Source organism: Streptomyces sp. NBC_00433 (assembly GCA_036015235.1).
In the GTDB taxonomy this organism is placed as follows: Bacteria; Actinomycetota; Actinomycetes; order Streptomycetales; family Streptomycetaceae; genus Actinacidiphila.
Genome location: CP107926.1, coordinates 8,198,201 through 8,219,988, shown reverse-complemented (window position 1 = coordinate 8,219,988; position 21,788 = coordinate 8,198,201). Strand labels below are relative to the sequence as shown.

The window sequence follows — 21,788 nt, the reverse complement described above, 5'->3', positions numbered from 1 at the left end:
GAAGCGGACGCGAGTGCCGTTCGGGGAAGCGCTCTTCGATCCGAATGGGAGCGCTCCCACATCCAGAAGGAATTAACTCCTCACCGTTGACCGCCGTCAATCCCCTGTGCGGGCTTCAAGAAATGAAGACTCCTGGAGCCCGCACAGGGTCGGGGCCGGACACAGGCGCGAGTCGCGGTCCCCTACTTGATGGCCCCCGTCACCAAGTCGATCCGCCAGAAGCGCTGGAGCGACAGGAACAGCGCGATCACCGGGAGGACGGAGAGCAGGGTCCCGGTGATCACCAGTGAGTAGAGCGACGCCTCCGCGGCACCGTGCCGCAGCAGGCTGTAAAGGCCCACCGTGAGCGGGAACTTGTCGTCGGAGGTGAGCATCACGTACGGCAGCAGGAAGTTGTTCCAGATCGCGATGAACTGCAGCAGGAAGACCGTCACGAGGCCGGGTCCCATCAGTCGCAGGCCCACCGAGAGGAACAGCCGCCCCTCGCCCGCCCCGTCGATCCGCCCGGCTTCGAGCAGCGAGTCGGGGACGGCGGACTGGGCGTAGATCTTGCACAGGTAGATGCCGTAAGGGTTGAACAACTGCGGCAGCAGCACCCCGATCAGGCTGTCCGTCATGCCGGCCTTGGACAGCAGCAGGTACTGCGGCACCGCGAGCACGATCTGCGGCAGCAGCACCCCGGCGAGGATGGTGTTGAACAGCGCGCCGCGGCCGCGGAATTCGTACTTGGCCAGCGCGTAGCCGGTCGCGGCCGACACGAACGACGCGAGCAGCCCGCCGACGGCAGCGTAGAAGAAGCTGTTGAGCATCCAGTGCCAGAAGATGCCGCCCTGGTAGTCGGACAGGTCGCGGATGTTGTGCACGATGCCGAGGTCGAAGGACGGCGTGTAGGTGTCGGTCGAGAAGAGCTTGGTGCGGGACTTGGTGGCCGCGACGAGGATCCACAGCGTGGGCACGACGCAGTAGAGCGCGCCGAGCACCAGGGCGGTGGTGGGCAGGACCGCGATCCGCCGCGGGCGGCGGGCCGCCGGCGCCGGGGCGCCGCGGTCGCGGGGCGGGGCCGAGGTCCCTGCGATGGCGGTCATGCGGCCTCCTGCTGGACCCGGGACTGGATGATGCGGGCGGTGGTGAAGGACACCGCGAGGGCCGCCGCGGTCAGCACCACGGAGGTGGCGGCGGCAGAGTAGACGTCGGAGTTGCCGAAGGCGTCGTCGTAGATCTTCATCAGCGGCACCCAGGTGGACGACACCGCGTTGGAGAGCGGTTTGAGGGTGTTGGGCTCGTTGAAGACCTGGAGCGCGGCGAGCACCGTGAAGAGGGTGCACATCACGACGGCGGGCAGCACCATCGGCACCTTGATGCGCAGCACGATCTGCCACTCGGAGGCCCCGTCGAGCCGCGCGGACTCGAAGAGTTCGGGGGGCAGGGCGCGCAGCGCGGTGTAGATGACGATCATGTTGAAGCCGACCGCCCCCCACACCGCGACATTGCCGACCGAGAAGTAGACGGCGACCTGGCCGAAGAAGTCCACCCGGTCGCCGCCGATCGGGCTGGTGGCGGGCAGGTAGAGGAACCCCCACATCAGCGAGGCGATCACGCCGGGGACCGCGTACGGCAGGAAGATCGTCAGCCGGGTGATCCTCTTGAGCCGGGTCCGCTCCAGGTCGAGCAGCACCGCGAAGAGCAGGGCGAAGAAGACCGTGGCGGGCACGGTGAAGGCGCCCAGCGCCAGCATCCGCAGCACTCCCGACCAGAGGTCGGAATCGCCCAGCACGTCACGGTAGTTGGCAATTCCCGCGAAGACGGTGTGGGTGCCGCCGCCGAGGAGGCCGCCGTTGACCTTGCGGCGCTGGAAGCTGAGCAGCAGCGCGTAGCCGCCGGGGGCCACCACGAAGGCGGCGAAGAGCAGCACGGCGGGCAGGACCAGCAGATACGGGAATCCGCCGGTCCTGCGCGCGGTGGTCGTGGTGCGTGCCATCAGCCGACCGTGAATCCGAGCTTCTTCATGTCCGCGACGGTCGCGCTCTGCATGCTGTCCAGCGCGCCGCCGAAGGAGCCGCCGGACTGCAAGGCCTTGCCGAAACCGTCGGTGTAGCCGGTGAAGGTGACGGTCACGTCCGGGCCCCACATCGGGAAGCTGCGGGCCGCAGGGGCGACCTTCTTCACCTCGGCGTAGAAGTCGGGCTGGTTGGGGAAGAAGGCGGGCGCGGCCTGGAGCACCGGCAGCGAACGGCCCGAGGTGGCGGCCGGGTAGACGTTGATCTGCTTGACCTGCTCGGTCACCGCGGCGTCGTCGGTGTTCAGCCAGGACGCGAACTCGGCCGCTTCCGCGGGGTGCTTGGAGTCGCTGGTGACGGTGGTCGCCGAGCCGCCCCAGATGCCGGTGGTCGGGTCGCCCGGGGTCCAGGCCGGCAGCGGCGCCACCGCCCATTTGCCCTTCGTGCCGGGCGCGATGCCGCCGAGCTGGGCGGGCGCCCAGGCGCCGGAGATCCAGGTGAGGAGAGTGCCGTCGTTCATCTGCTTGTTCCACTGCGGGGAGAACGACGGGTTCTTGGCGATACTGCCGTCGTCGACCAGGCCCTGCCAGTAGCCGGCCACCTTCTTGGTCGGCGCGTCGGCGATGTCGACCTTCCAGGAGTCCCCGCTGGTGGACCACCAGTCGGCGCCCGCCTGCTGGGCAAGGCCGGTGAACCAGCCGGGGTCGGCCGCGTCGAAGTTGGTCAGGTACGACGACGGAGCCTTGCTGCGTACGGTCTTGGCCTCGGCGGCGAACTCGTCCCAGGTCTTCGGCACGCTCAGGCCGTATGTGGCGAAGAGGTCGGCGCGGTAGAAGAGCATCAGCGGGGCGACGTCCTGCGGGACGCCGTAGACCTTGCCCTGGAAGACGGTGCTCTTCAAGGTGGCGTCGTCGTATTTGGTGACGGTGTCCTTGGTGTAGTCGGTGATGTCGGAGACGACGCCCTTGGACACCAGCGCGGGCAGCGACTGGTATTCGACCTTGGCGATGTCGGGGCCGTTCTTCGCCTCGTGGGCGGTGATCATCTTCGCCACCAGCTGGTCGCCGCCGGCCGGGTTGGAGAGCTTCACCTGGATGTCGGGGTGGCTGCTGTTCCAGACGGCCACCACCTTGTCGATGTTCGGGTCCCAGTCCCAGAAGGTCAGCGTGACCTTGCCCTTGCTCTTCGCGGTGTCCGACGCGTCGGCCTTCCTGTCGGAATTCCCGCCCCCGCAGGCCGCGGTCGTGGCCAGCAGCCCGGCTGCCAGCAGCGCGACGGCGGCCGTACCGCGCCGTCTTCTCGGTATCACGCTCATGGGGTCGTCCTCAGCTCTCTCGGGTGGCGGGCGCGGTGGCCCAGTCGGGGAAGTCCAGCGGGGTGCGCTGCAGGCCGATCCACTGGCGCCGGGTGAAGCCGGGCATCTGGTTCTCGGCGCCGTGCCTGGCGTGCGCGTCGTTGACGTGCACCTCGCCGGCCTGCAGCTGCTCCGCGACGGACAGGCCGCGGATCAGGTCCCGGGTGAAGACCGAATTCATCAGCATGGGCAGGCCGTTGGTGAGGGCGATGGCCTCGGCCTCGGTGTCCACGACGGTGACCGGGATGACCGGGCCGAATATCTCCTCGCGGAAGGCGGGCATCGCCTCGGTCACGCCGGCGAGCACCGTGGGCCGGTAGAACAGCCCGTCGTAGGTGCCGCCGGTCACCAGCCGGGCGCCCATCGCCAGCGAGGGTTCCACGATGCCGCGGTGCACCCGGTCCCGCTGGGCCGCGCTGATCAGCGGTCCCAGCGCCGTGCCCGGGTCGAAGGGGTCGCCGACGGCGAGGGCCGCCGCCCGGCGGGTCAGGGCGTCGAGGTAGTCGTCGGCGACCGCGCGCTGCACGATGTGCCGGCTGGCGCTGATGCAGGTCTGGCCCTGGAATTCGAGCGAGGCGATCATGGCGCAGTTCGCGGCGGTCTCGACGTCGGCGTCATCGAGGACCACGAAGGCGTTGCTGCCGCCCAGTTCGAGGCGGATGTCGCGCAACTCCCCCGCCGCGGCGCGGTCGATGGCCAGGCCGACCTCGCGCGAACCGGTGAAGTCCAGCATGTCCAGGCCCTGGTGGCGGGCCAGCGGCCAGCCCGCGTCGGGGCCGTCGCCGGTGACGACGTTGAAGACGCCGGGCGGCAGGCCCGCGTGGTCGGCGGCGGCCGCGAGCACCTGCCCGCCGATCACCGGGGTCAGCTCGGCGGGCTTGAGCACCACGGTGTTGCCGAAGGCCAGGCCGGGCGCGAGGGCGCGCATGGCCAGGTTCATCGGGTAGTTCCAGGGGGTGATCAGGCCGAGCACCCCCAGCGGCACCGCCCGTGACAGCGAGAGCTTGCCCGCCTTGTACGGCGGCAGGATGTCGCCCGCGCTCTCGCCGGCCTGGACCGCGGACAGCGCGAGCTGCCGGATGCTGGTGCCGACCTCGTCCTCCGCCTTGGCCCGTACGCCGCCGGTCTCGCGCATGCTCTGCTCGACCAACTCGTCGTAGTGCGCCTCCAGATACCCGCAGAAGGCGCGCAGGTAGCCGGACCGCTCCGGCGCGGAGAGCGCTCCCCAGCCGGGCTGCGCGGCCCGTGCGGCGGCCACCGCCCGGTCGATGTCGACGGCCGAGCCGAGCGCGTAGCTGCCGATCGGCCTGCCGGTCGCCTTCTCCTCGACGACTCCGGTGAGTCCGGAGGCGGCGGGCACGAAGGCTCCGTCGATGTACAGCCGGCCGTCGCCGGGTCGGGAGGGCATACGGGCTCCAGGGTGCGGGAGGGTGACGGCGGACCGCCGCTTTTTCCAGGACTTAAACTAAGTAGCAGCCGATGGGGGGTCAACGGTCGTGGCGAACAAATCTCGCGAGGATCGCGGAAGGCGGGGACGCCGAGGGCGTCAACGAGGCGGAACGGGCGACGCGATGGGCTCGCGGAGGGGCGACGGAACGCGCACGCGGACCGGCGGCGGGCTCACGGACCGGCGGCGGCACGGGCGCCTCGACCGGCGCGCGGCCGGGGACTTCGACGGGCACGCCGGCAGGGCCCGAGCGCACGGCGCCGGCGCGGGCGGTCGGGTCAGCGGCCGCCGGCCGTGAGCAGTCCGTGGACCGGGAGGGTCGCCGCGCCCAGGGCGACCTGCTCGGGGCCGAGCCTGCCCAGTTCGAGCACCGTGTGCTTCTCCAGGTAGTCCAGGGTGTGCCGGCGGGTCGCGTCGCGGACGGCGGGCAGCATCGCCGGGCCCATGGCGGCACTGACCCACCCGGACAGGATCACCCGGTCCGGGCCGAGCAGGTTGATCAGGTTCGCGATCCCGATGCCGAGGTATTCGGCGGTGGCGCGTACCGTGTCGGCCGCCGGGCCCGGCCGGGCCGCCTCGGCGACCAGCGCGGCCAGCCGCGCCTCGGTGTCGGCGCCGCGGCCGGACCCTCGCGGGGCGGCGGGGGTTTCCGGCAGGCCGGCCAGCCGCCCGTAGCGCTCCAGGATCGCGTCCGCGCCGACGTAGGCCTCCAGGCAGCCGTGCGAACCGCAGCGGCACAGCGCTCCGCCGGCCTCCACGACCGTGTGGCCCCACTCGCTGGTGGTGCTGGTCACCCCGCCGGGCGAGCCGGTGGCGACCGCGGCGCCGACGCCGACCGCGAGCAGGCCGACGATGGCCCGCTGGGCGCCGCGCCCCGCGCCGCGCCACATCTCGGCCTGGCCGAGGGTGCGGGCGCAGTTGTCCAGGTGCAGGGGCGCGGGCACGTGCGGGCGCAGCAGCATGTCGAAGGGGACGTCGGACCAGCCCAGGGTCGGCGCGTGCACCAGCCCGTCGGGCAGGACGGCGCCGGGCACCCCGACACCGACGCCGAGCAGCGCGGCCGGGTCGGCGCCGGCCTTCGCGGTGACCTCCTCGATGCCGGCCCGCACCAGCTCGGCGAGCACCGCGGGTTCGGGGCGGCCCTCGTCCATCGGGTAGGTCGCGGTGGCGACGGTGTCCAGGGTCCAGTCGAAGAGGCCGACCTGGACATGGGTCTCGCCGATGTCGACCCCGACCACCTGGGCGTATCCGGGGCGCACTTCGAGCAGCGTACGAGGACGGCCGCCGTCGGAGTCCAGCAGTCCGGCCTCGGCGACCAGGCCGTCGGCGACCAGGTCGGTGACGACGTTGCTCACCGTGGCGGAGCTGAGCCCGGTGGCCTTCATCAGGTCGAACCGGCTGGCGGCGCCGTGCAGGTAGAGCCTGGTCAGCACGGAGGTTCGGTTGTGCCGGCGAAGGTCTCTCGTCGTCCGGCCCACCTCGCGCGTCACCGGGCTCCCCCTCATCATCTCGGGCCCCGCGGTCCGGGTGGGCCGCCGGTCCGGGCGCGGGACCCGGGCGGCCGGAGCCGGGGTGCGGTTCGGCTGCACGGCACCCCCCGGGAATCACGACGACATGGCACATAGTGCCAGATCGCGGCCTTCGCGCCGCCCTTCGGGGAGCGCTCTCCCAGAATTGCGCCGCCTCGCCGGACCGCACACCCCGTCCCTGTCGGCGCCCCCGGCCGACCGGTGAGGGCGCCGACAGGTCCCGCCCGTCACGCCGGTCACCCGGTCAACAGCGCCTCCAGCGCGGTCGCCGTGTCCGGGTGGCGGCCGAGCAGCACCGCGCCCGGCCCGGCGTCTGCCGCCGACCAGGTCCCCTCGCAGCCCAGCAGCTCCGCCAGCGCGTCGCAGGCCGCCGGATGGGCGGCGAGCAGCACCGCGCCGCCACCGCCGGTGCGGGCCTTCGGCAGCCCGGCGGCCGGGTCGCCGGCCAGCCACGGCGGCACCCACGCGTCCAGCTCCGCGAGCCGGCCGGGGAAGATCCGCCCGGCCTCCCGTATCAGCAGCGGCGCCAGCTCGGCGCCGCCGGCGCGCAGGGTGCCGATCAGCGTCGGCAGCCACGGCAGCAGCACCGGGTCGGGCAGCCGGCCGAACGCGTTGGAGACCAGCTCCACCACGAAGTCCGCCATCTGCGGCGCCGGTTCGAGCGCGTGCAGGAAGCCGCTCAGATAGCGCGGATAGGCCGGTATCACCAGGGGATTGCCCAGCAGCTCGTCGCAGCGGGTCCGCAGATCAGCCCGGGTCAGCTGCCCGAGCTGCACCTGGGCCGCCCACAGCAGCGCCACCCTGGCCGGCTCCCGCGGGTGCGACTGGGCGAAGGCCAGCTCCAGCTGCGTGCGGTCGCAGCCCAGCGACAGCGCCAGGCCCTCCATGCTGAAGAGGAAGCCCAGCATCGCCGCGACCTGCCCGACCGTCGCGTCCTCGTCGGTGAAGGCGGTCGGCAGCAGCGTGCAGTAGTGCGCGTAGCCGGTCGTGACGAAGGACTCGATCCAGGCCGGCAGCACCGGCTCGCTGGTGCGGTAGTAGGCCAGCAGCCGGCGTATCCGGCGCAGCACCTCGGGGGCGCCGTCCACGCCGCGCTCGGTCGCCAGTACCGCGAGGGCGTGCTGGCCCAGCTCGTCGGAGAGCCTGCGGCTGCGCAGATACAGCGTCGCGTCCTCGACGGCCCGCAGCACCTCCGCCGTGGTGGCCTGCGGCCCGTAGGCCGTACGCCGCAGGCGCTGTTCGAGCACCTGCTCGATGCTGACGCCCTCGTAGCCCAGCTCGATCAGGGCCCGCTGGTGGGTGCCGAGCGCGACGTCCCAGGACTCCTGGACGGGCCGTTCGCCCAGGCGCCGCTCGCCCATGATCGGCCGCGCGGTACCTGGCGGCATCAGGTAGCGCAGCATCCACAACACGTCTGAGCAGTGCGACAGTTCGGGCCTGCCTGCCATGTCGAGCAGGGCCCGCTGCACACCGCGCTGCTGGAGCCTGAGGCCGAGCGGCGCGAGCCGGTCGTGCACGTCGCGGGCCAGCGGCGGCAGCGCGTCGTAGCCGACCTGGCCGATCCGGTCGCCGCCCATCATGATCTCCACCAGGCGGCGCACATCGCGCCTGCCGGGCACGGCGTCCTTCTCGATGCAGGTGACCGCCGCGTCCTGGAAGTCGTACGGCGTGGGCCTGGCCCGGTCGCGCATGCCGGCCAGCAGGATCGAGGTCTCGAAGACGGCGATGGCGTCGGCGGTGGAGGCCAGGTAGCCCGCCCGACGGGCGGCGCGCACGATGTCGACGGACCAGCCCAGGAGTTCGGCCTCGTCCAACTGGTCGAGCACCGGCGGGCGTTGCAGGAAGCCGGTGAGCCGGTCGGCCATCGCGCCGTCTGTCGCGGCGGGCACCGCGGGCACCGCGGGCTGCCGCGCCCTGCCGCTCCCTGCCGTCTTCCCCGCCCCCGCCTGCCCGGCGAGCCGGAAGGGCCGCACCCGGGTCCGCTTGAGATTCTTCGCCCACTGGGTCGCGGCGATCGACACCGAGCCCGCGGCGAGGCCGAACTGCGCCTCGATCGCCGTGTGGCTGGACGGGATGAGGCCGTATTGCCAGGTGCTGGCGCTGCGCGGGGTGATCGCGAAGGTGCCGGTACCGTGGACGCCGAATTCGGCGACCCGGCTGGCCGCGTGGAAGGCACCGCAGACATACAGGCAGTCCGCCGGGTCGGTGCCGGACGCGGCCAGGTGCTCGCGCATCCGGGTCCACATGTAGCGCTCGCGGTCCTCGTCCACCGTGACGCGCTCGGCGTCCCCCGGCGCCAGCCGCCGGAAGAGGCTGCCGATCAGCAGCATGACCTGCCGGTAGGTGTCGTGGTCGCTGTCGCCGAGCGGCAGTTCGACGTACTGGTGCCACCATTCCGACCAGTGCCGCACCCGGCCGTGGCGCAGCAGGTGCTCCTCCAGCTCGGCGAAGCGCGGCCGCAGGTCGCCGATCTCCACGCCGACCGCGTCGCCGTGCAGCGCGGCCTCCTCCTCGGCGGGCGCCGTCCCGGGTGCCGCGTCGGGGTCGGCGGGCGCAGCGGCCCTGCCGCCCCGGTCCTGCCACTGGAAGACGTGGTCGCTGGACCGGTCGACCAGGACGAGGTCGACGCCGGGGGTGTCCAGCGCGTAGGCGATCGCCTGGTATTCGGCCGACGCCTCGGTGAGGGGCGCGACGACCGACAGCGGCGCCCAGTCGGGCGGGAAGCCGTCGACCTCGCTGGCGAAGGCCTGCACCGCCACCGGCAGCCGGCAGTTGCGCAGTTCGGACAGCAGCGGGGCCATGTCCTCGCACAACTCCAGGTAGACGGTCTTCGGCTGCTTCTCGCGCAGCCTGCGGGCCATGGCGACGGCCGAGGCCGGCGAGTGGTGGCAGACCGGGAAGATCTCCAGCGGTTCGCGCACTGCCCGGTCGACGTCGTCCACGATGCCGCGCAGGATGCCTTCCAGCGCGTCCGGTCCGTCGGCGAAGTCGGCCGCGGCCTGCTGGAGTTGGGCGCGCAGCGCGTCGAACGACGTCCCCTGCCCCTGCTCCTGCGCGGGCTGCGCCCGGGTGGCGGCGGTCACGACAGGGTGGCGATCGCGTCGCGGCCGCCTTCGAGGAACTCCGGCCAGGAGCCGCCCACTTCCCTGCTGCGCGGCTCCACGACACCGTGCAGGTACTTGTTCAGTATCGCCAGGTCCTCCGGTTCGCGCCGGGCCAGCGATCCGACGAGCGAGGAGGCGAGGGTGTGGGCGGTCAGGGCCCGCTCGCCGAAGAAGTTGCTGTGCAGGATGGCGTCCTCCAGGACGCCGATCTGCTCGGCGGTGGACAGCGCGGACTCCAGCTTCTCGTCGTCGCTGCCCGCGGCGGCCGCCGAGGTGCGCAGGTCGGCGAAGCTCTGCAGCAGCACGTCGAGCAGCGTCGGCGGTACGTCCAGCTCGATCCGGTGCCGGCGCAGCAGCTCCTCGGTGCGGAAGCGGACGATCTCCGCCTCGCTCTTCTTGTCGGTCACCACCGGGATGCGGACGAAGTTGAAGCGGCGCTTCAGCGCGGACGACAGGTCGTTGACGCCGCGGTCGCGGCTGTTGGCGGTGGCGATGATCGAGAAGCCGGGCTTGGCGAAGACGATGCTGTCACCGCCGTCGTTGTCCAGCTCGGGCACCGAGATGTACTTCTCGGACAGGATCGAGATCAGCGCGTCCTGGACGTCGCTGGTGGAGCGGGTCAGCTCCTCGAAGCGGCCGATCGCGCCGGCCTCCATCGCGGTCATGATCGGCGAGGGGATCATCGACTGCCGCGACTGGCCCTTGGCGATGACCATGGACACATTCCACGAGTATTTGATGTGGTCCTCGGTGGTGCCGGCGGTGCCCTGCACCACCAGCGTGGAATTGCGGCATATCGCGGCGGACAGCAGCTCCGCCAGCCAGCTCTTGCCGGTGCCGGGGTCGCCGATCAGCAGCAGTCCGCGGTCGGAGGCCAGGGTGACGATGGAGCGCTCCACGAAGCTGCGGTCGCCGAACCACTTCGGGGCGATCTGCCGGTCGAGGCCGTCGGAGCGCTCGGAGCCCAGCACGAACAGCCGGACCATCTTCGGCGAGAGCCGCCAGGTGAAGGGCTTGGGGCCGTCGTCGACCGACTCCAGCCAGTCCAGCTCCTCGGCGTACTTGATCTCCGCGGGGGCGCGCAACAGGTCGGACATATCGGGAGCCTTTCTAAGCCAGGAAGGTCTTGAGTTCGTGGACGAGCTTGCGGATGTGGCCGGAGAGCACCGGTGTGCCGAGGTCCTTGAAGCGCTCCCGGAACCACGGGTTGACGCTGCCGCGGCCTGAGCTGGTCACCGAGCCGACGGGGATGAACTTCGCGCCCGAGCGGTGGACGGCGGCCATGCTCTCGAACAGCGGTTCCGTCCGCCATTCGTAGAAGTCGGAGATCCACACCACGACGGTGTTGCGCGGCTCGGCGATCTTCGGCTGGGCCAGCGCCATGGCCACGGTGCCGTCGGTGCCGCCGCCGAGGTTGGTGCGCAGCAGCGTCTCGAACGGGTCGTGCACCCACGGGGTGAGGTCGAGTGCCTGCGTGTCGTACGCGATCAGGTGCACGTCGACCTTGGGCAGCCCGGCGAAGATCGACGCCAGGATGGTGCAGTTGACCATCGAGTCGACCATCGAGCCCGACTGGTCGACCACCACGATCAGCCGCTGCGGTGTCGTCCGGCGCGCGGTGTGGCGGTAGTAGAGGCGGTCGACGTAGAGCCGCTCCTCCTCCGGGCTCCAGTTGGTGAGGTTCTTCCAGATCGTGCGGTCCAGGTCGAGGTTGCGGAAGACGCGCTTCGGCGGGATCGAGCGGTCGACCGCGCCGACGGTGGCCTTCTCCACCTGGGTGCGCAGGACTTCGGCGACCTCGTCCACGAAGCGGCGGATCAGCGCCTTGGCATTGGCCAGCGCGACGCCCGACAGGTTGTCCTTGTCGCGCAGCAACTGCTCGATCAGCGACATGCTCGGGGTGAGCTGCGAGGCCAGCCGGGGGTCGGCGAGGACTTCGCGCAGCTGCATCCGCTTGACCAGGTCGGCCTCGATGGCGCCCAGCTCCGGCCCGATCGCCGGGATCAGCCGGCTCAGGTCCGGAGCGGTGCCGCCGCCGCCCGAGCCGTACGGGCTGACGCCGCCGCCGGGGCCGCTCCCGGCGCCGCCCGCGCGGCGGCCGCCGCGCAGGTCGCCCGGTGAGCAGCCCAGCGCGCGCTCCAGCCAGCCGGCGTCGGACTGCCAGCGGGACAGCTGGCCGGCGGTGACCGTGCCGCTGCCGGTCGCGAAGACGTTGAGCAGCACCTTCGAGACCAGGGCGGCCCGACGCACCTCGGCGGCGCGGTCCCGCGCGTCGCCGTCCGGCGCGGGGTCCGGCTGCGACCGGGGCTGCGCCATCAATCCGTCGAATTCGGCGGCCAGTTCCGGGTGGCGCTGCACGACGGAGTCGACCGTCGCCTGCGGGTCGAGCAGCGCGGGCGGCAGGCCGATGGCCTCGACCACGGCCAGGCTCGCCGACTCCAGCGCCGGCTGCTCCTCATGGTCGAAGAGCCGGGCCAGCAGCCGCCAGTACATGACCTGGCGCCGGTTGTCGTAGGAGAGCGCCTCGACGTCGCCCGTCTCCCCCGTCATTTCCGCAACAGCCTTCCCGCGCGCTCCCGCAGCACCGCCGCCGCGTCGGTGGCGGCCTTCTCCGCCTTGACCCCGGCCTTGTCGGCGGTGCCGCCGGCCCATGCCCCCGACTGCACGGCGACGGGCTTCTTCCGTACGGTCGTCTCGACCGCCAGCGGCTGCACCCCGAAGGCCCCGGCGTCCCAGCGGAGCAGCCCGATGCAGGCGACCGACGCCGCGACGGCCTCGGGGGTGAGCGGTCCGGCAGCGGGGATACGGTCGGTGTCGACGGCCAGCCGCTGCCCGGCGACGGTGAACGCCAGCCCCTCGCCGTCCTCCTCCGCCGTGTAGCCCTCGATGAAGACCGGGACGGCGATACGCGCCGGGTGCCGGTCAAGGGGCGCGGTCGCGGGACCGGTCGCGGTGGGCAGCGCCACCCGGGCGGTGCTGAACGCGTCGGCCGGCTCGCCCTGCCGCGCGTGCGCGTCGCTCCAGAGCAGGTCGCCCTCGGCGGTGACCGGCATGCCGACCAGGTCCATCGAACGGCCCTCGCTGACGGCGGCCAGCAGCGACATGTGCGGGCGGAGCAGCTGCCACAGGCCCGCCCCGACGACCGTGTCGGGCTTGGGCGCCGACACGCCGGCCCGCACCAGCAGCGGCGCGGCGCCGTCCGCGGGCTCGAAGACCGCGTGCACCTGGGCCTGCACGGCGGTCGCGTGCTCCTGAAGGTCCACGCCGAGCGGCAGCAGCCGGCCGGTGGCCTCACCGGTCGCGGGCACATCTGCCGCACCGGGCAGCGTCAGCAGCATCGCCCTGGACCACAGGTCGCCCCAGCGGCGGGCGGGCACGCGCTCCAGCGCTGCTCCCGGGCAGGACGCTGCCAGCTCGGCGGCGAAGCCGTCCAGCAGCGCCGCCGGGCGGCGCAGGGCCGGATCCTGGAGCAGCGCGGAGACGACCTGCGCGGCGCCGGACACGAGATCGTGGTCGATGCCCCGCCAGCCGCAGCGGGCCAGGTCCGACAGCCACGACCGGGCGGCGGCCAGCACATTGGCCGGCTGCCGGTCGGCGGCGGCCCGCGGCGCGGTCCACTCGCCGCAGGGGCGCCCGGTGGCCTGCTCGGCGAGGGCGGTCAGGGCGTCGTGGGCCGAGCCGAGCAGTGCGGTGCGGGCGGCGGCCAGCGCCACGAGGTGGTCCTCGCCCGCGGTGCCCGCCGCCGCCTTGTCGGCCGCCTCTGCGACCCTGGCGGCCAGCGGCGACCCCGCGACGGCCGCGGCGAGCCCGGCAAGGCCGGCGGCCTGGTCGGGGCGCGGGCGCAGCAGCCCGCCGGCCAGAGCCTGGTCGAAGCCGTCGACGGCGGCCAGCGCCTCGTCGAGCCCGTCGACGCGGTCGGCGAGCAGGTCGGCCCGCATCATGCCACCGCCCTGGTCGGCGGGAACCACTGCATCTCCGGCAGCGGTGCGGTGGTCGGGGCGATGTCGAGGTAGGCCAGGTGGCGGAGGAAGCGGCTGAAGACGGACGCGGCGGCCGTCGGGTCGCCCTGCCCGGGTCGGGCACCGCTCATCTGCGTGAGCAGCAGCATCGCGTCGGCCTCCGCCCCGGCCGGCTCGACCCGCATGTAGCGGCCGACCCGCTCCGCGCCGTACTGCAGCACGGCCTCGCCGGCCAGGGCGCGGATGTGGTTGCAGAAAGCGCCCCGGGCGCCGCCGCACGGCCGGTTGTTGTTCGTACTGCACGTGAAGGCGAAGCTGCCCGCGGCGACCGACGAGACATAGACCCGCTCGACGTCCGACCCGCTGGACACCACCCCCTGCAACCGCCCGTCGGCCAACTCGACGAAGGGCACCTTCGCGAGCTTGCGCGGCCGCGCGGGCGGCACCACCCGCACGGTGCTCGACCTCTCCCAATCAGCCCGATCTGACAACGCGTCATCTCCTCTGCGCACGGGGGGGATTTCCACGCCACGACGGCGGGACACCACTGAACATAGCGGCGACCACTGACAATGGATCTTGGAAGCCGCGCCGTCCGCGCCCGCCGCGACCCGGCGGCCCGAACGGCCCCTCCGCAGAGGCCACCGCGCGCACAACCCGGCACGGCTGGCGGGCCCGAGCGAAGCGAACAGCCCCCTTCGGACCGTGGCGGCCCCCTGAAGGGCTCGGCTCCGCCGCAGAGGGCAACCGTTCAGGGGCGCGGGGAACGGCGCGCGCGACCCACCACCGGCCGGTGGTACGGATGCGACAGCAACAGCCCCCTTCGGGCGGTGGCGACCCGCGCGCGGTCAGAGGCCGGCCGCGCGGTCCCCCGCGCCCCCAGCGGGCACCGCCCGCCGCGGGGGTGGGCGCCCCCCGTGTCAGGGGCGGGGGGCGCCCGGTTTCGGGGGCTACAGCAGGTGGGAGAGGGGGTGGTGGGCGGCGGAGGGGCCGGCGTGGAGGGTGTACGGGGCGGGGCGGGGGATCCAGCCGGCCCGCTGGGGGGACCAGCGCTGGAAGGCGCGCGGGGCGATCCTGACCTCGGCGACCGCCGTGGCGCCTGGGGCCGCGTGGACGGCGGCGTAGCCGGCCAGGCGCGGGCTGCCGTCGTCGTGGTCGTCGGCGCCGGTGGTCAGGTACACCTGCACGACCTCGCGCCCGGTCCGCGCGCCGGTGTTGCGTACCGTCACGAGGGCCAGGGCGCCGTCCTCCTCGGCCCGCAGCGACTCGTACTCCCACGTCGTGTAGCCCAGTCCGTGGCCGAACCAGTACGCGGGCGTCGCGCCCGCCCGGCGCCAGGCGCGGTGGCCGAGGTAGGGGCCCTCCGCGTAGTGCAGCACCCCGGCGTCAGGAGCGGTGGCCGGCAGCGGGGCGCCGTCGGCGCCCGCGGCCCAGGTGGTGGGGAGCCGGCCGCCCGGCTCCGCGCGGCCGAACAGCACGTCGGCCAGGCCGTGTCCGGCCTCCTGGCCGGGGAACCAGCACAGCAGCACCGCGGGAGCGCTCTCCCGCCAGGGCAGTTCGACCGGGCCGCCGGAGTTGACGATCACGACGGTGCGCGGGTTGGCCGCGGCCACCGCGGCGACCAGTTCGTCCTGGCGGCCGGGCAGCGCCAGCGAGGCGCGGTCGAAGCCCTCGCTCTCGATCTCGTCGGTGGTGCCGACCACCACGACCGCGGCGTCGGCGCCGCGCGCGCACGCGACGGCTTCGGCGAGCGCCTGGTCCTCGTCGGGGCGGGGCGGGTCGGCTGCCAGCGCGACGGCGAGGCCCTGCTCCGGCGCCAGCTCCCGGGTGGCGACCAGGTGCAGCGGCTCGCCGGGGGTGACCTTGCGGACGGCGGTACGGAAGGACGGGGCGACGTGCACATAGGTCGGGTCGTCCGACTCGGCGGCCACATGCGTGTCGATGAGCGGTTCGCCGTCCGCGTGCAGGGTGACCGCGCCGAGGCCGACCACGGCGAAGCGCCACTCCCCCGGTGTGGTGGGGGTGACCAGGGCGCTGACCTCGACGGTGGCGGCGGTACGGGCGAGTTCTGGCGCGTCGCCGGGCTCCAGGATGCGCCCGCTGAGCCGGTGCTCCGTGCAGACCTCGGTGCCGTCGGCGGCGAGGTAGCGGACCAGCACACCGGGTTCGCCGGTGCGCGGGTCGCGGGAGTTGCCGGGGTGCAGGGGGGTCGGGCGGGTGGCGAGGTTGACGCCCTCCGCGTACACGACCTCGGTTCCGGTGCCGGAGAGCGCTTCCCCGATGCCTTCGAGCGGCGAGACGACCGCCTCGGGGAAGACCCCGGCGCTGCCGCCGCCTTGCACCCGCGCGGCGGCCGCGTTCGGCCCGATCACGGCGAGCCGCCTGACCGGCCGGTTCGCGCCGCCCTCGCCCCCGTCGCCGCCGATCGCCGCGCCTTCGGCGCCGGGGCCCGCCGCCGCTCCGTTCCTGTCCGCGCCGGGCAGCCCCCCGGTCCTGCCGCCCGGCGCGGGGTCCGTCGACGCGCCGGCGGGGGCCGGCGCGGGGGTCAGCGGGAGCAGGCCGCCCTGGTTGCGCAGCAGGACGCAGCCGGCCGCCACCGCGCGCCGCAGCAGCCGGCGGGCGGCGTCCGGGGCGGGCGCGGGGGCGGCCCTGGGCGGCCGGACGCCGTCCAGCGCGCCGACCCTGGCGGCCAGCCGCAGGATGCGCCGCACCTTCTCGTCGACCGCCTCCCGCGGCACCCGTCCCTCGCGCACCGCCGCGAGCAGCGGCTCGCCCCACAGCGGGTGGGGCCCCGGCATCGCCAGGTCCTGCGGCGCCAGCGCCGCGCCCTCGGTGCTGCGGACCGCCCCCCAGTCGGAGACCACGACGCCGTCGAAGCCCCAGGAGCCCTTCAACGGCTCGGCCAGCAGCGGGCTTTCCGACATGGTGATGCCGTTGACCCGGTTGTAGGCGGACATCACCACCCACACCCCGGCCCGCACCGCGGCCTCGAAGGGCGCCATGTAGACCTCGCGCAGGGTGCGTTCGTCGACGCGGGCGTCAAGCGTGAGGCGGTCGGTCTCCGAGTCGTTGGCGACGTAGTGCTTGGCGGTGGCGGCGACCCCGCCGGCCTGGACGCCGCGGATGTAGGCGGCCGCGGTGCGCCCGATGAGCAGCGGGTCCTCCGCGTAGCACTCGAAGTGCCGGCCCGCGGCGGGGGTGCGGTGCAGATTGAGCGTGGGGGCCAGCAGGACGTGGATCCGCTTGCGGCGGGCCTCCGCGGCGAGCAGCCCCCCGAGTGCGGTGACCAGGTCGTCGTCCCAGGCGGCGGCCAGCGCGGTCGCGGAGGGCAGCACGAGGGCGGTGTCGCGCTCGTCCCACTTCTCGCCGCGTACACCGGCCGGGCCGTCCGACACGCCCATCGCCCGCAGCCCGACCGCGGGTTCGGGCCACGTACGGAAGGTGCTCGCGCCGGACAGCAGCCGTATCCTGGCGGGCAGGTCGAGCCGGGCGACGAGGGCGTCGATCTCCGCGTCGCTGATCGCGGGCGCGGCGGCGGGCTGCGGGGCGGACACGGACCCGGGGGTGATCATGGTCATCCCTTCATGGCCTCCTGCCTGGCGCCGCCCGCGGCGTGACGGCCCATCGGCAGGGGGGCCGCGGTGAGCGGCAGGCTGGTGACGAGCGTCGCGGTGGGACGGCGAACAACAACTGGGAGAGCGCTCTCCCGATACCTCGTAGACTCGCCTGTCGCCGGTCCGCGTGTCAAGGCCCGCCGGGCCCGGACCGCCAGGAAAGCGGCCTTACGGACGGGTCATTCCGGCACATCACGACCGACCGGCCCGGCGGCCGGGGACCGTTCGCGTCCGATCCCTTGACACCCCGGAAACCCAGCGGCAACCATCAGGGCCACTGAGAGAGCGCTCTCCCACCGCCTCACACCTGTTCACGCCGCACCCGGGGCCGCTCTCTCCGCTCTCCCCTCCCCACCCCCCACCGCTGGAGTCCGACATGAGAGCGTCACCCCCGGCACGCCTGCGACCAGGAGCCCTTCCTCCCCCGCTGCGTGTCGCCTTCCTGCTGCTGCTGGCCGTCGGCCTCGCGCTGTACGCGCTGGCCGTCCCCACCACACCCGCGCACGCCGCCGACACCCTGCTCTCCCAGGGCAAGCCCGCGACCGCCTCCTCCACCGAGGGCGCCGGCTACCCGGCCACCGCCGCAGTCGACGGCGACGCCGCCACCCGCTGGGCCAGCGCCTGGGCCGACCCGCAGTGGCTGCAGGTCGACCTCGGCGCCACCTCCACCATCAACAAGGTGGTGCTGAACTGGGAGAACAACGCGTCGGCCTACCAGATCCAGGTCTCCGACGACGCCTCGCACTGGACGTCGGTCTACTCCACCACGACCGGGGCCGCCGGCACCCAGACACTCACCGTCAGCGGCTCGGGCCGCTACGTGCGGATGAACGGCACCACACGCGCCAACGGCTACGGCTACTCGCTGTGGGAATTCCAGGTCTACGGCACGGTGGGCACCGGCGGCACCACGGGTGGCACCACCGGCGGTGACAACGGCGGCGCCAACGGCGGCAGCACGGGCACCCCGCCGCCCGGCGACTGGACCACGGTGTGGAGCGACGACTTCAACGGCGCCGCGGGCACCTCGCCCAACGCGGCCAACTGGATCACCGACACCGGCACCGCCTACCCCGGCGGCCCCGCCAACTGGGGCACCGGCGAGGTCGAGACGGCCACCGACTCCCCCGCCAACGTGGGCCTGGACGGCGGCGGCCACCTCAGCCTGACGGCCCTGAAGTCGGGTACGGCGTGGACGTCGGGCCGGATCGAGACCAGGCGCACCGACTTCACCGCGCCGGCCGGCGGCCGGCTGCAGATCTCCGCGACCCTCAAGCAGCCCTCGGTGGCCAAGGCGCTGGGCTACTGGCCGTCCTTCCGGGCGATGGGCGCCGACTACCGCGGCAATCTCGCCTCCTGGCCCGCCGTCGGCGAGAGCGACATCATGGAGGACGTCAACGGGCGCAACCAGTTGTCGGCGACCCTGCACTGCGGGACCGCGCCCGGCGGCAACTGCTCCGAGTACAACGGCCTGACCAGCGGCCTGGCGAGTTGCACCAACTGCCAGAGCGGCTACCACACCTACTCCGAGATCATCGACCGCACCACCTCCGACGAGCAGATCCGCTGGTATCTCGACGGGAACCAGGTGTGGCAGGTCAGCGAGTCGCAGGTCGGGGTGTCCACCTGGAACGCGGCGGTGCACCACGGGGTCTACGTCGACTTCAGCCTGCGCATCGGCGGTTCGTACCCGAACGCGGTCTGCGGCTGCACCTCGCCGGGCGCCGACACGACCTCCGGCGGTGTGCTGAGCATCGACAGCGTGACGGTGTCGCAGACCACCGGCAGCGCCCCCTCCCCGCTGACCGACCCGCCGGTGCCGACCGCGCCGAGCAACGTGCACGTCACCGGCAGCCAGGGCAACTGGCAGCTGACGGTGGACGGGAAGCCCTACCAGGTCAAGGGCATGACGTGGGGCCCGGCCAACTCCACGGCCGACTCGCACATGCGGGACCTGAAGTCGATGGGCGTCAACACGCTGCGCACCTGGGGCACCGACGCGAGCAGCAAGCCGCTGCTGGACTCGGCGGCGGCCTACGGGCTCAAGGTCGTCAACGGCTTCTGGCTCAACCAGGGCGCCGACTACGTCAACGACACGGCGTACAAGACGAATACGCTCAACGACATCAAGAACTGGGTGACCACCTACAAGAACCATCCCGGCGTGCTGATGTGGGACGTCGGCAACGAGGTCATCCTGACCACGCAGGACCACTACACGGGTGCCGCGATCGAGCAGCAGCGCATCGCCTACGCGAAGTTCGTGGAGCAGGTGGCGCAGGCGATCCACGCGATCGACCCGAACCACCCGGTGACGTCGACCGACGCGTGGACCGGCGCGTGGCCGTACTACAAGCAGTACACCCCGTCGCTGGACCTCTACGCGGTCAACTCCTACGGCGCGGTCTGCAATGTGAAGCAGGACTGGGTCAACGGCGGTTACAGCAAGCCGTACATCGTGACCGAGACCGGTGAGGCCGGCGAGTGGGAGGTGCCGAACGACGCCAACGGGGTGCCGACGGAGCCGACCGACGTCCAGAAGCGGGACGCGTACGTCTCCGCGTGGAATTGCGTCGTCGGGCACACCGGCGTCGGGCTCGGGGCGACGATCTTCCACTACGGCGACGAGAACGACTTCGGCGGCGTGTGGTTCAACGTCCGCCCCAGCGGCTGGAAGCGGCTGGCGTACTACTCGGTGGCCAAGGACTACGGCGGCACGCCGCAGGCCGACACCCCGCCGGTGATCAGCTCGATGACGGTCGCCGACAGCGGATCGGTGCCGGCCGGCGGGCAGTTCTCGGTGTCGGCGACGGCGAGCGACCCGAACGGCGACGCGCTGCGCTACCAGCTGATGTACTCGTCGAAGTACGTGGACAACGGCACCGGGCTGCACCAGGTGGACTTCACGCAGACCGGGAACGGGCAGTTCACCGCGACCGCCCCGAAGACGCCCGGGGTGTGGAAGGTCTACGTCTACGTCTACGACGGGCACGGCAACGCCGGGATCGAGACCAAGTCCTTCCGGGTGGTCCCCCCGCAGGTGGGCGGCACCAACGTGGCGCTCGGCAAACCGACCACGGCGTCCTCCTACCAGAGCGACCCGACCGGCGGCTGCCCGTGCGCACCGGGCATGGCGACGGACGGCAGCATGAGCACCCGGTGGGCGAGCGACTGGAGCGATCCGCAGTGGATCCAGGTCGATCTGGGCGCGGCCACCGCCGTCAAGCACGTGCAGTTGGCGTGGGAGTCGGCCTACGGCAAGGCCTACCAGGTGCAGTTGTCGAACGACGGCACCAACTGGACGAACGTCTACTCCACGACGACCGGGACCGGCGGGGTCGACACGTTCGACGTCAGCGGCTCCGGGCGCTACGTGCGGGTGACGATCGGGCAGCGCGGGACGGCGTACGGCGATTCGCTGTACGAGTTCGGGGTCTACGCGTGAGCGGCCGACCGCGACCGGCCGAGCAGTGGCCGGCGGAGCAGTGGCCGGCGGAGCAGTGGCCGGCGGAGCAGTGGCCGGCGGAGTGGTGACCGGCCGACCGTGAGCGGTCGGCCCGGATGAGACCGGGGCGGGGCGCGGCAGGCCTGTGGGGGGCTGCCGTACCCCGCCCCATCCGTGCTGTGGCCTGCACCGGGACCCGGAGAGCGCTCTCCGCACCGTGGTATAACTGCACGCATGACGAGCAGCCGTCCGGCGGGGCCACGCCAGCCCACTCTGGAAGACGTCGCCCGGTCGGCCGGGGTGTCGCGGGCGACGGTCTCGCGGGTGGTCAACGGGACGCGGAATGTGGACCCGGAGATCCAGCGGATCGTCCAGGAGGCGGTGGCGGCCACCGGTTACGTGCCCAACCGGGCGGCCAGGACGCTGGTGACCCGGCGCACCGACTCGGTGGCCCTGGTGTTCTCGGTGCCGGCCCACCGCACCGCCGACGACCCCTTCCTCGGCCAGGTCTTCAGCGACCCCTTCTTCGGCCGGGTGGTCGGCGGTCTGCTGACGGTGCTGCGGCCGCGCGGGGTGCATCCGGTGCTGATGCTCGCCGACTCCGAGGACGCGCGGCACACCCTGGTCGCCAACCTGCGCCAGGAGCACATCGACGGGGTCGCCCTGGTGTCGATAGCGCCGGGCGACTCGCTGCCCTTCCTGCTGACCGAGGCGGGGCTGCCGACCGTTCTCTTCGCGCGGCCCTCGACGCCGATCCCGATCAGCTACGTGGACGTGGCGCAGCAGGCGGGCGCGAAGCTGGCGGCGGAGCGGCTGCTGGCCCGCGGGTGCCGGCGGATCACCACGATCGCCGGCCCCTTCGACTCGCCGGCCGGGCAGGACCGCCTCGCGGGTTTCCGGGAGGCGATGGCCGAGCACGGGCACGCGTATGTGCCCAGCGTGGAGGGCAGTTTCACGCAGGTCGGCGGTGAGCGGGCGATGCGGGAGCTGCTGGAGCGCTTCCCCGACACCGACGGGGTCTTCGTCGCCAACGACCTGATGGCGCAGGGCGCGCTGCTGGTGCTGCGGGACTCGGGGCGCCGGGTGCCCGAGGACGTGGCGGTCATCGGTTTCGACGACAGCAGCGCGGCGCTGGCCTCCCGGCCGCTGCTGACCACCGTCAGGCAGCCGGTGGAGGACATGGCGGCGGAGATGGCGAAGCTGCTGATGGCGCTGATCGACGACCCGTCGCAGGAGACCAGGTCGGTGATCTTCAAGACGACGCTGGTGCTCCGGGATTCCGCCTGACCCGGGGTCGCTGCGGCCGGGAAGGCGGCGGTCCGCGACGGCACACGGGTGC

General features: G+C 73.0%; 13 protein-coding genes. 2 read left to right on the top strand and 11 right to left on the bottom strand.

Annotated features, from left to right (window positions below; all coding sequences use genetic code 11):
* Nucleotides 1-182 precede the first annotated feature (182 nt).
* The 11 genes from OG900_35475 to OG900_35425 form a co-directional block, all read right to left on the bottom strand.
* Nucleotides 183-1,085: a carbohydrate ABC transporter permease gene (locus OG900_35475; protein ID WUH94928.1), complete on the bottom strand. Its 903-nt coding sequence runs from the start codon at nt 1,083-1,085 to the stop codon at nt 183-185.
* A complete protein-coding gene (locus OG900_35470) occupies nt 1,082-1,978 on the bottom strand; it encodes a sugar ABC transporter permease (protein WUH94927.1) in 897 nt (298 codons plus the stop codon). The genes OG900_35475 and OG900_35470 overlap by 4 nt, the downstream gene beginning before the upstream one ends.
* A complete protein-coding gene (locus OG900_35465; GenBank protein WUH94926.1) occupies nt 1,978-3,312 on the bottom strand; it encodes a sugar ABC transporter substrate-binding protein in 1,335 nt (444 codons plus the stop codon). Before OG900_35465 ends, OG900_35470 begins: the two co-directional genes overlap by 1 nt.
* Before the next feature lie 10 nt (nt 3,313-3,322).
* Nucleotides 3,323-4,759 (bottom strand): aldehyde dehydrogenase family protein, encoded by a 1,437-nt coding sequence (locus OG900_35460; protein ID WUH94925.1) that lies wholly within the window; start codon nt 4,757-4,759, stop codon nt 3,323-3,325.
* Between the two features lie 317 nt (nt 4,760-5,076).
* Nucleotides 5,077-6,231, bottom strand: coding sequence for an ROK family protein (locus tag OG900_35455; GenBank protein ID WUH94924.1), 1,155 nt, complete (start codon nt 6,229-6,231; stop codon nt 5,077-5,079).
* A 332-nt stretch (nt 6,232-6,563) separates the two neighbouring features.
* Nucleotides 6,564-9,410, bottom strand: a complete 2,847-nt coding sequence (locus OG900_35450; GenBank protein ID WUH94923.1) for a DUF5682 family protein — start codon at nt 9,408-9,410, stop codon at nt 6,564-6,566.
* Complete coding sequence (locus tag OG900_35445) at nt 9,407-10,528, bottom strand: AAA family ATPase (GenBank protein ID WUH94922.1); 1,122 nt, start codon at nt 10,526-10,528, stop codon at nt 9,407-9,409. Before OG900_35445 ends, OG900_35450 begins: the two co-directional genes overlap by 4 nt.
* Before the next feature lie 13 nt (nt 10,529-10,541).
* Complete coding sequence (locus OG900_35440) at nt 10,542-11,981, bottom strand: VWA domain-containing protein (protein WUH94921.1); 1,440 nt, start codon at nt 11,979-11,981, stop codon at nt 10,542-10,544.
* Nucleotides 11,978-13,399 carry a hypothetical protein gene (locus tag OG900_35435; protein ID WUH94920.1) on the bottom strand — a complete coding sequence of 474 codons (1,422 nt, stop codon included), beginning with the start codon at nt 13,397-13,399 and terminating at the stop codon, nt 11,978-11,980. The genes OG900_35440 and OG900_35435 overlap by 4 nt, the downstream gene beginning before the upstream one ends.
* Nucleotides 13,369-13,881, bottom strand: coding sequence for a hypothetical protein (locus OG900_35430; GenBank protein WUH94919.1), 513 nt, complete (start codon nt 13,879-13,881; stop codon nt 13,369-13,371). Before OG900_35430 ends, OG900_35435 begins: the two co-directional genes overlap by 31 nt.
* A 459-nt stretch (nt 13,882-14,340) precedes the next feature.
* Nucleotides 14,341-16,968 (bottom strand): glycoside hydrolase family 3 C-terminal domain-containing protein, encoded by a 2,628-nt coding sequence (locus OG900_35425; protein ID WUH94918.1) that lies wholly within the window; start codon nt 16,966-16,968, stop codon nt 14,341-14,343.
* Between the two features lie 412 nt (nt 16,969-17,380).
* On the opposite strand from OG900_35425, the gene OG900_35420 reads away from it, so the two are divergent.
* Both OG900_35420 and OG900_35415 read left to right on the top strand, forming a co-directional pair.
* On the top strand, nt 17,381-20,449 hold the full coding sequence (locus OG900_35420) for a discoidin domain-containing protein (GenBank protein WUH94917.1): 3,069 nt from the start codon (nt 17,381-17,383) through the stop codon (nt 20,447-20,449).
* Between the two features lie 234 nt (nt 20,450-20,683).
* Nucleotides 20,684-21,736, top strand: coding sequence for a LacI family transcriptional regulator (locus OG900_35415; GenBank protein ID WUH94916.1), 1,053 nt, complete (start codon nt 20,684-20,686; stop codon nt 21,734-21,736).
* The last annotated feature ends 52 nt before the right edge of the window (nt 21,737-21,788 follow it).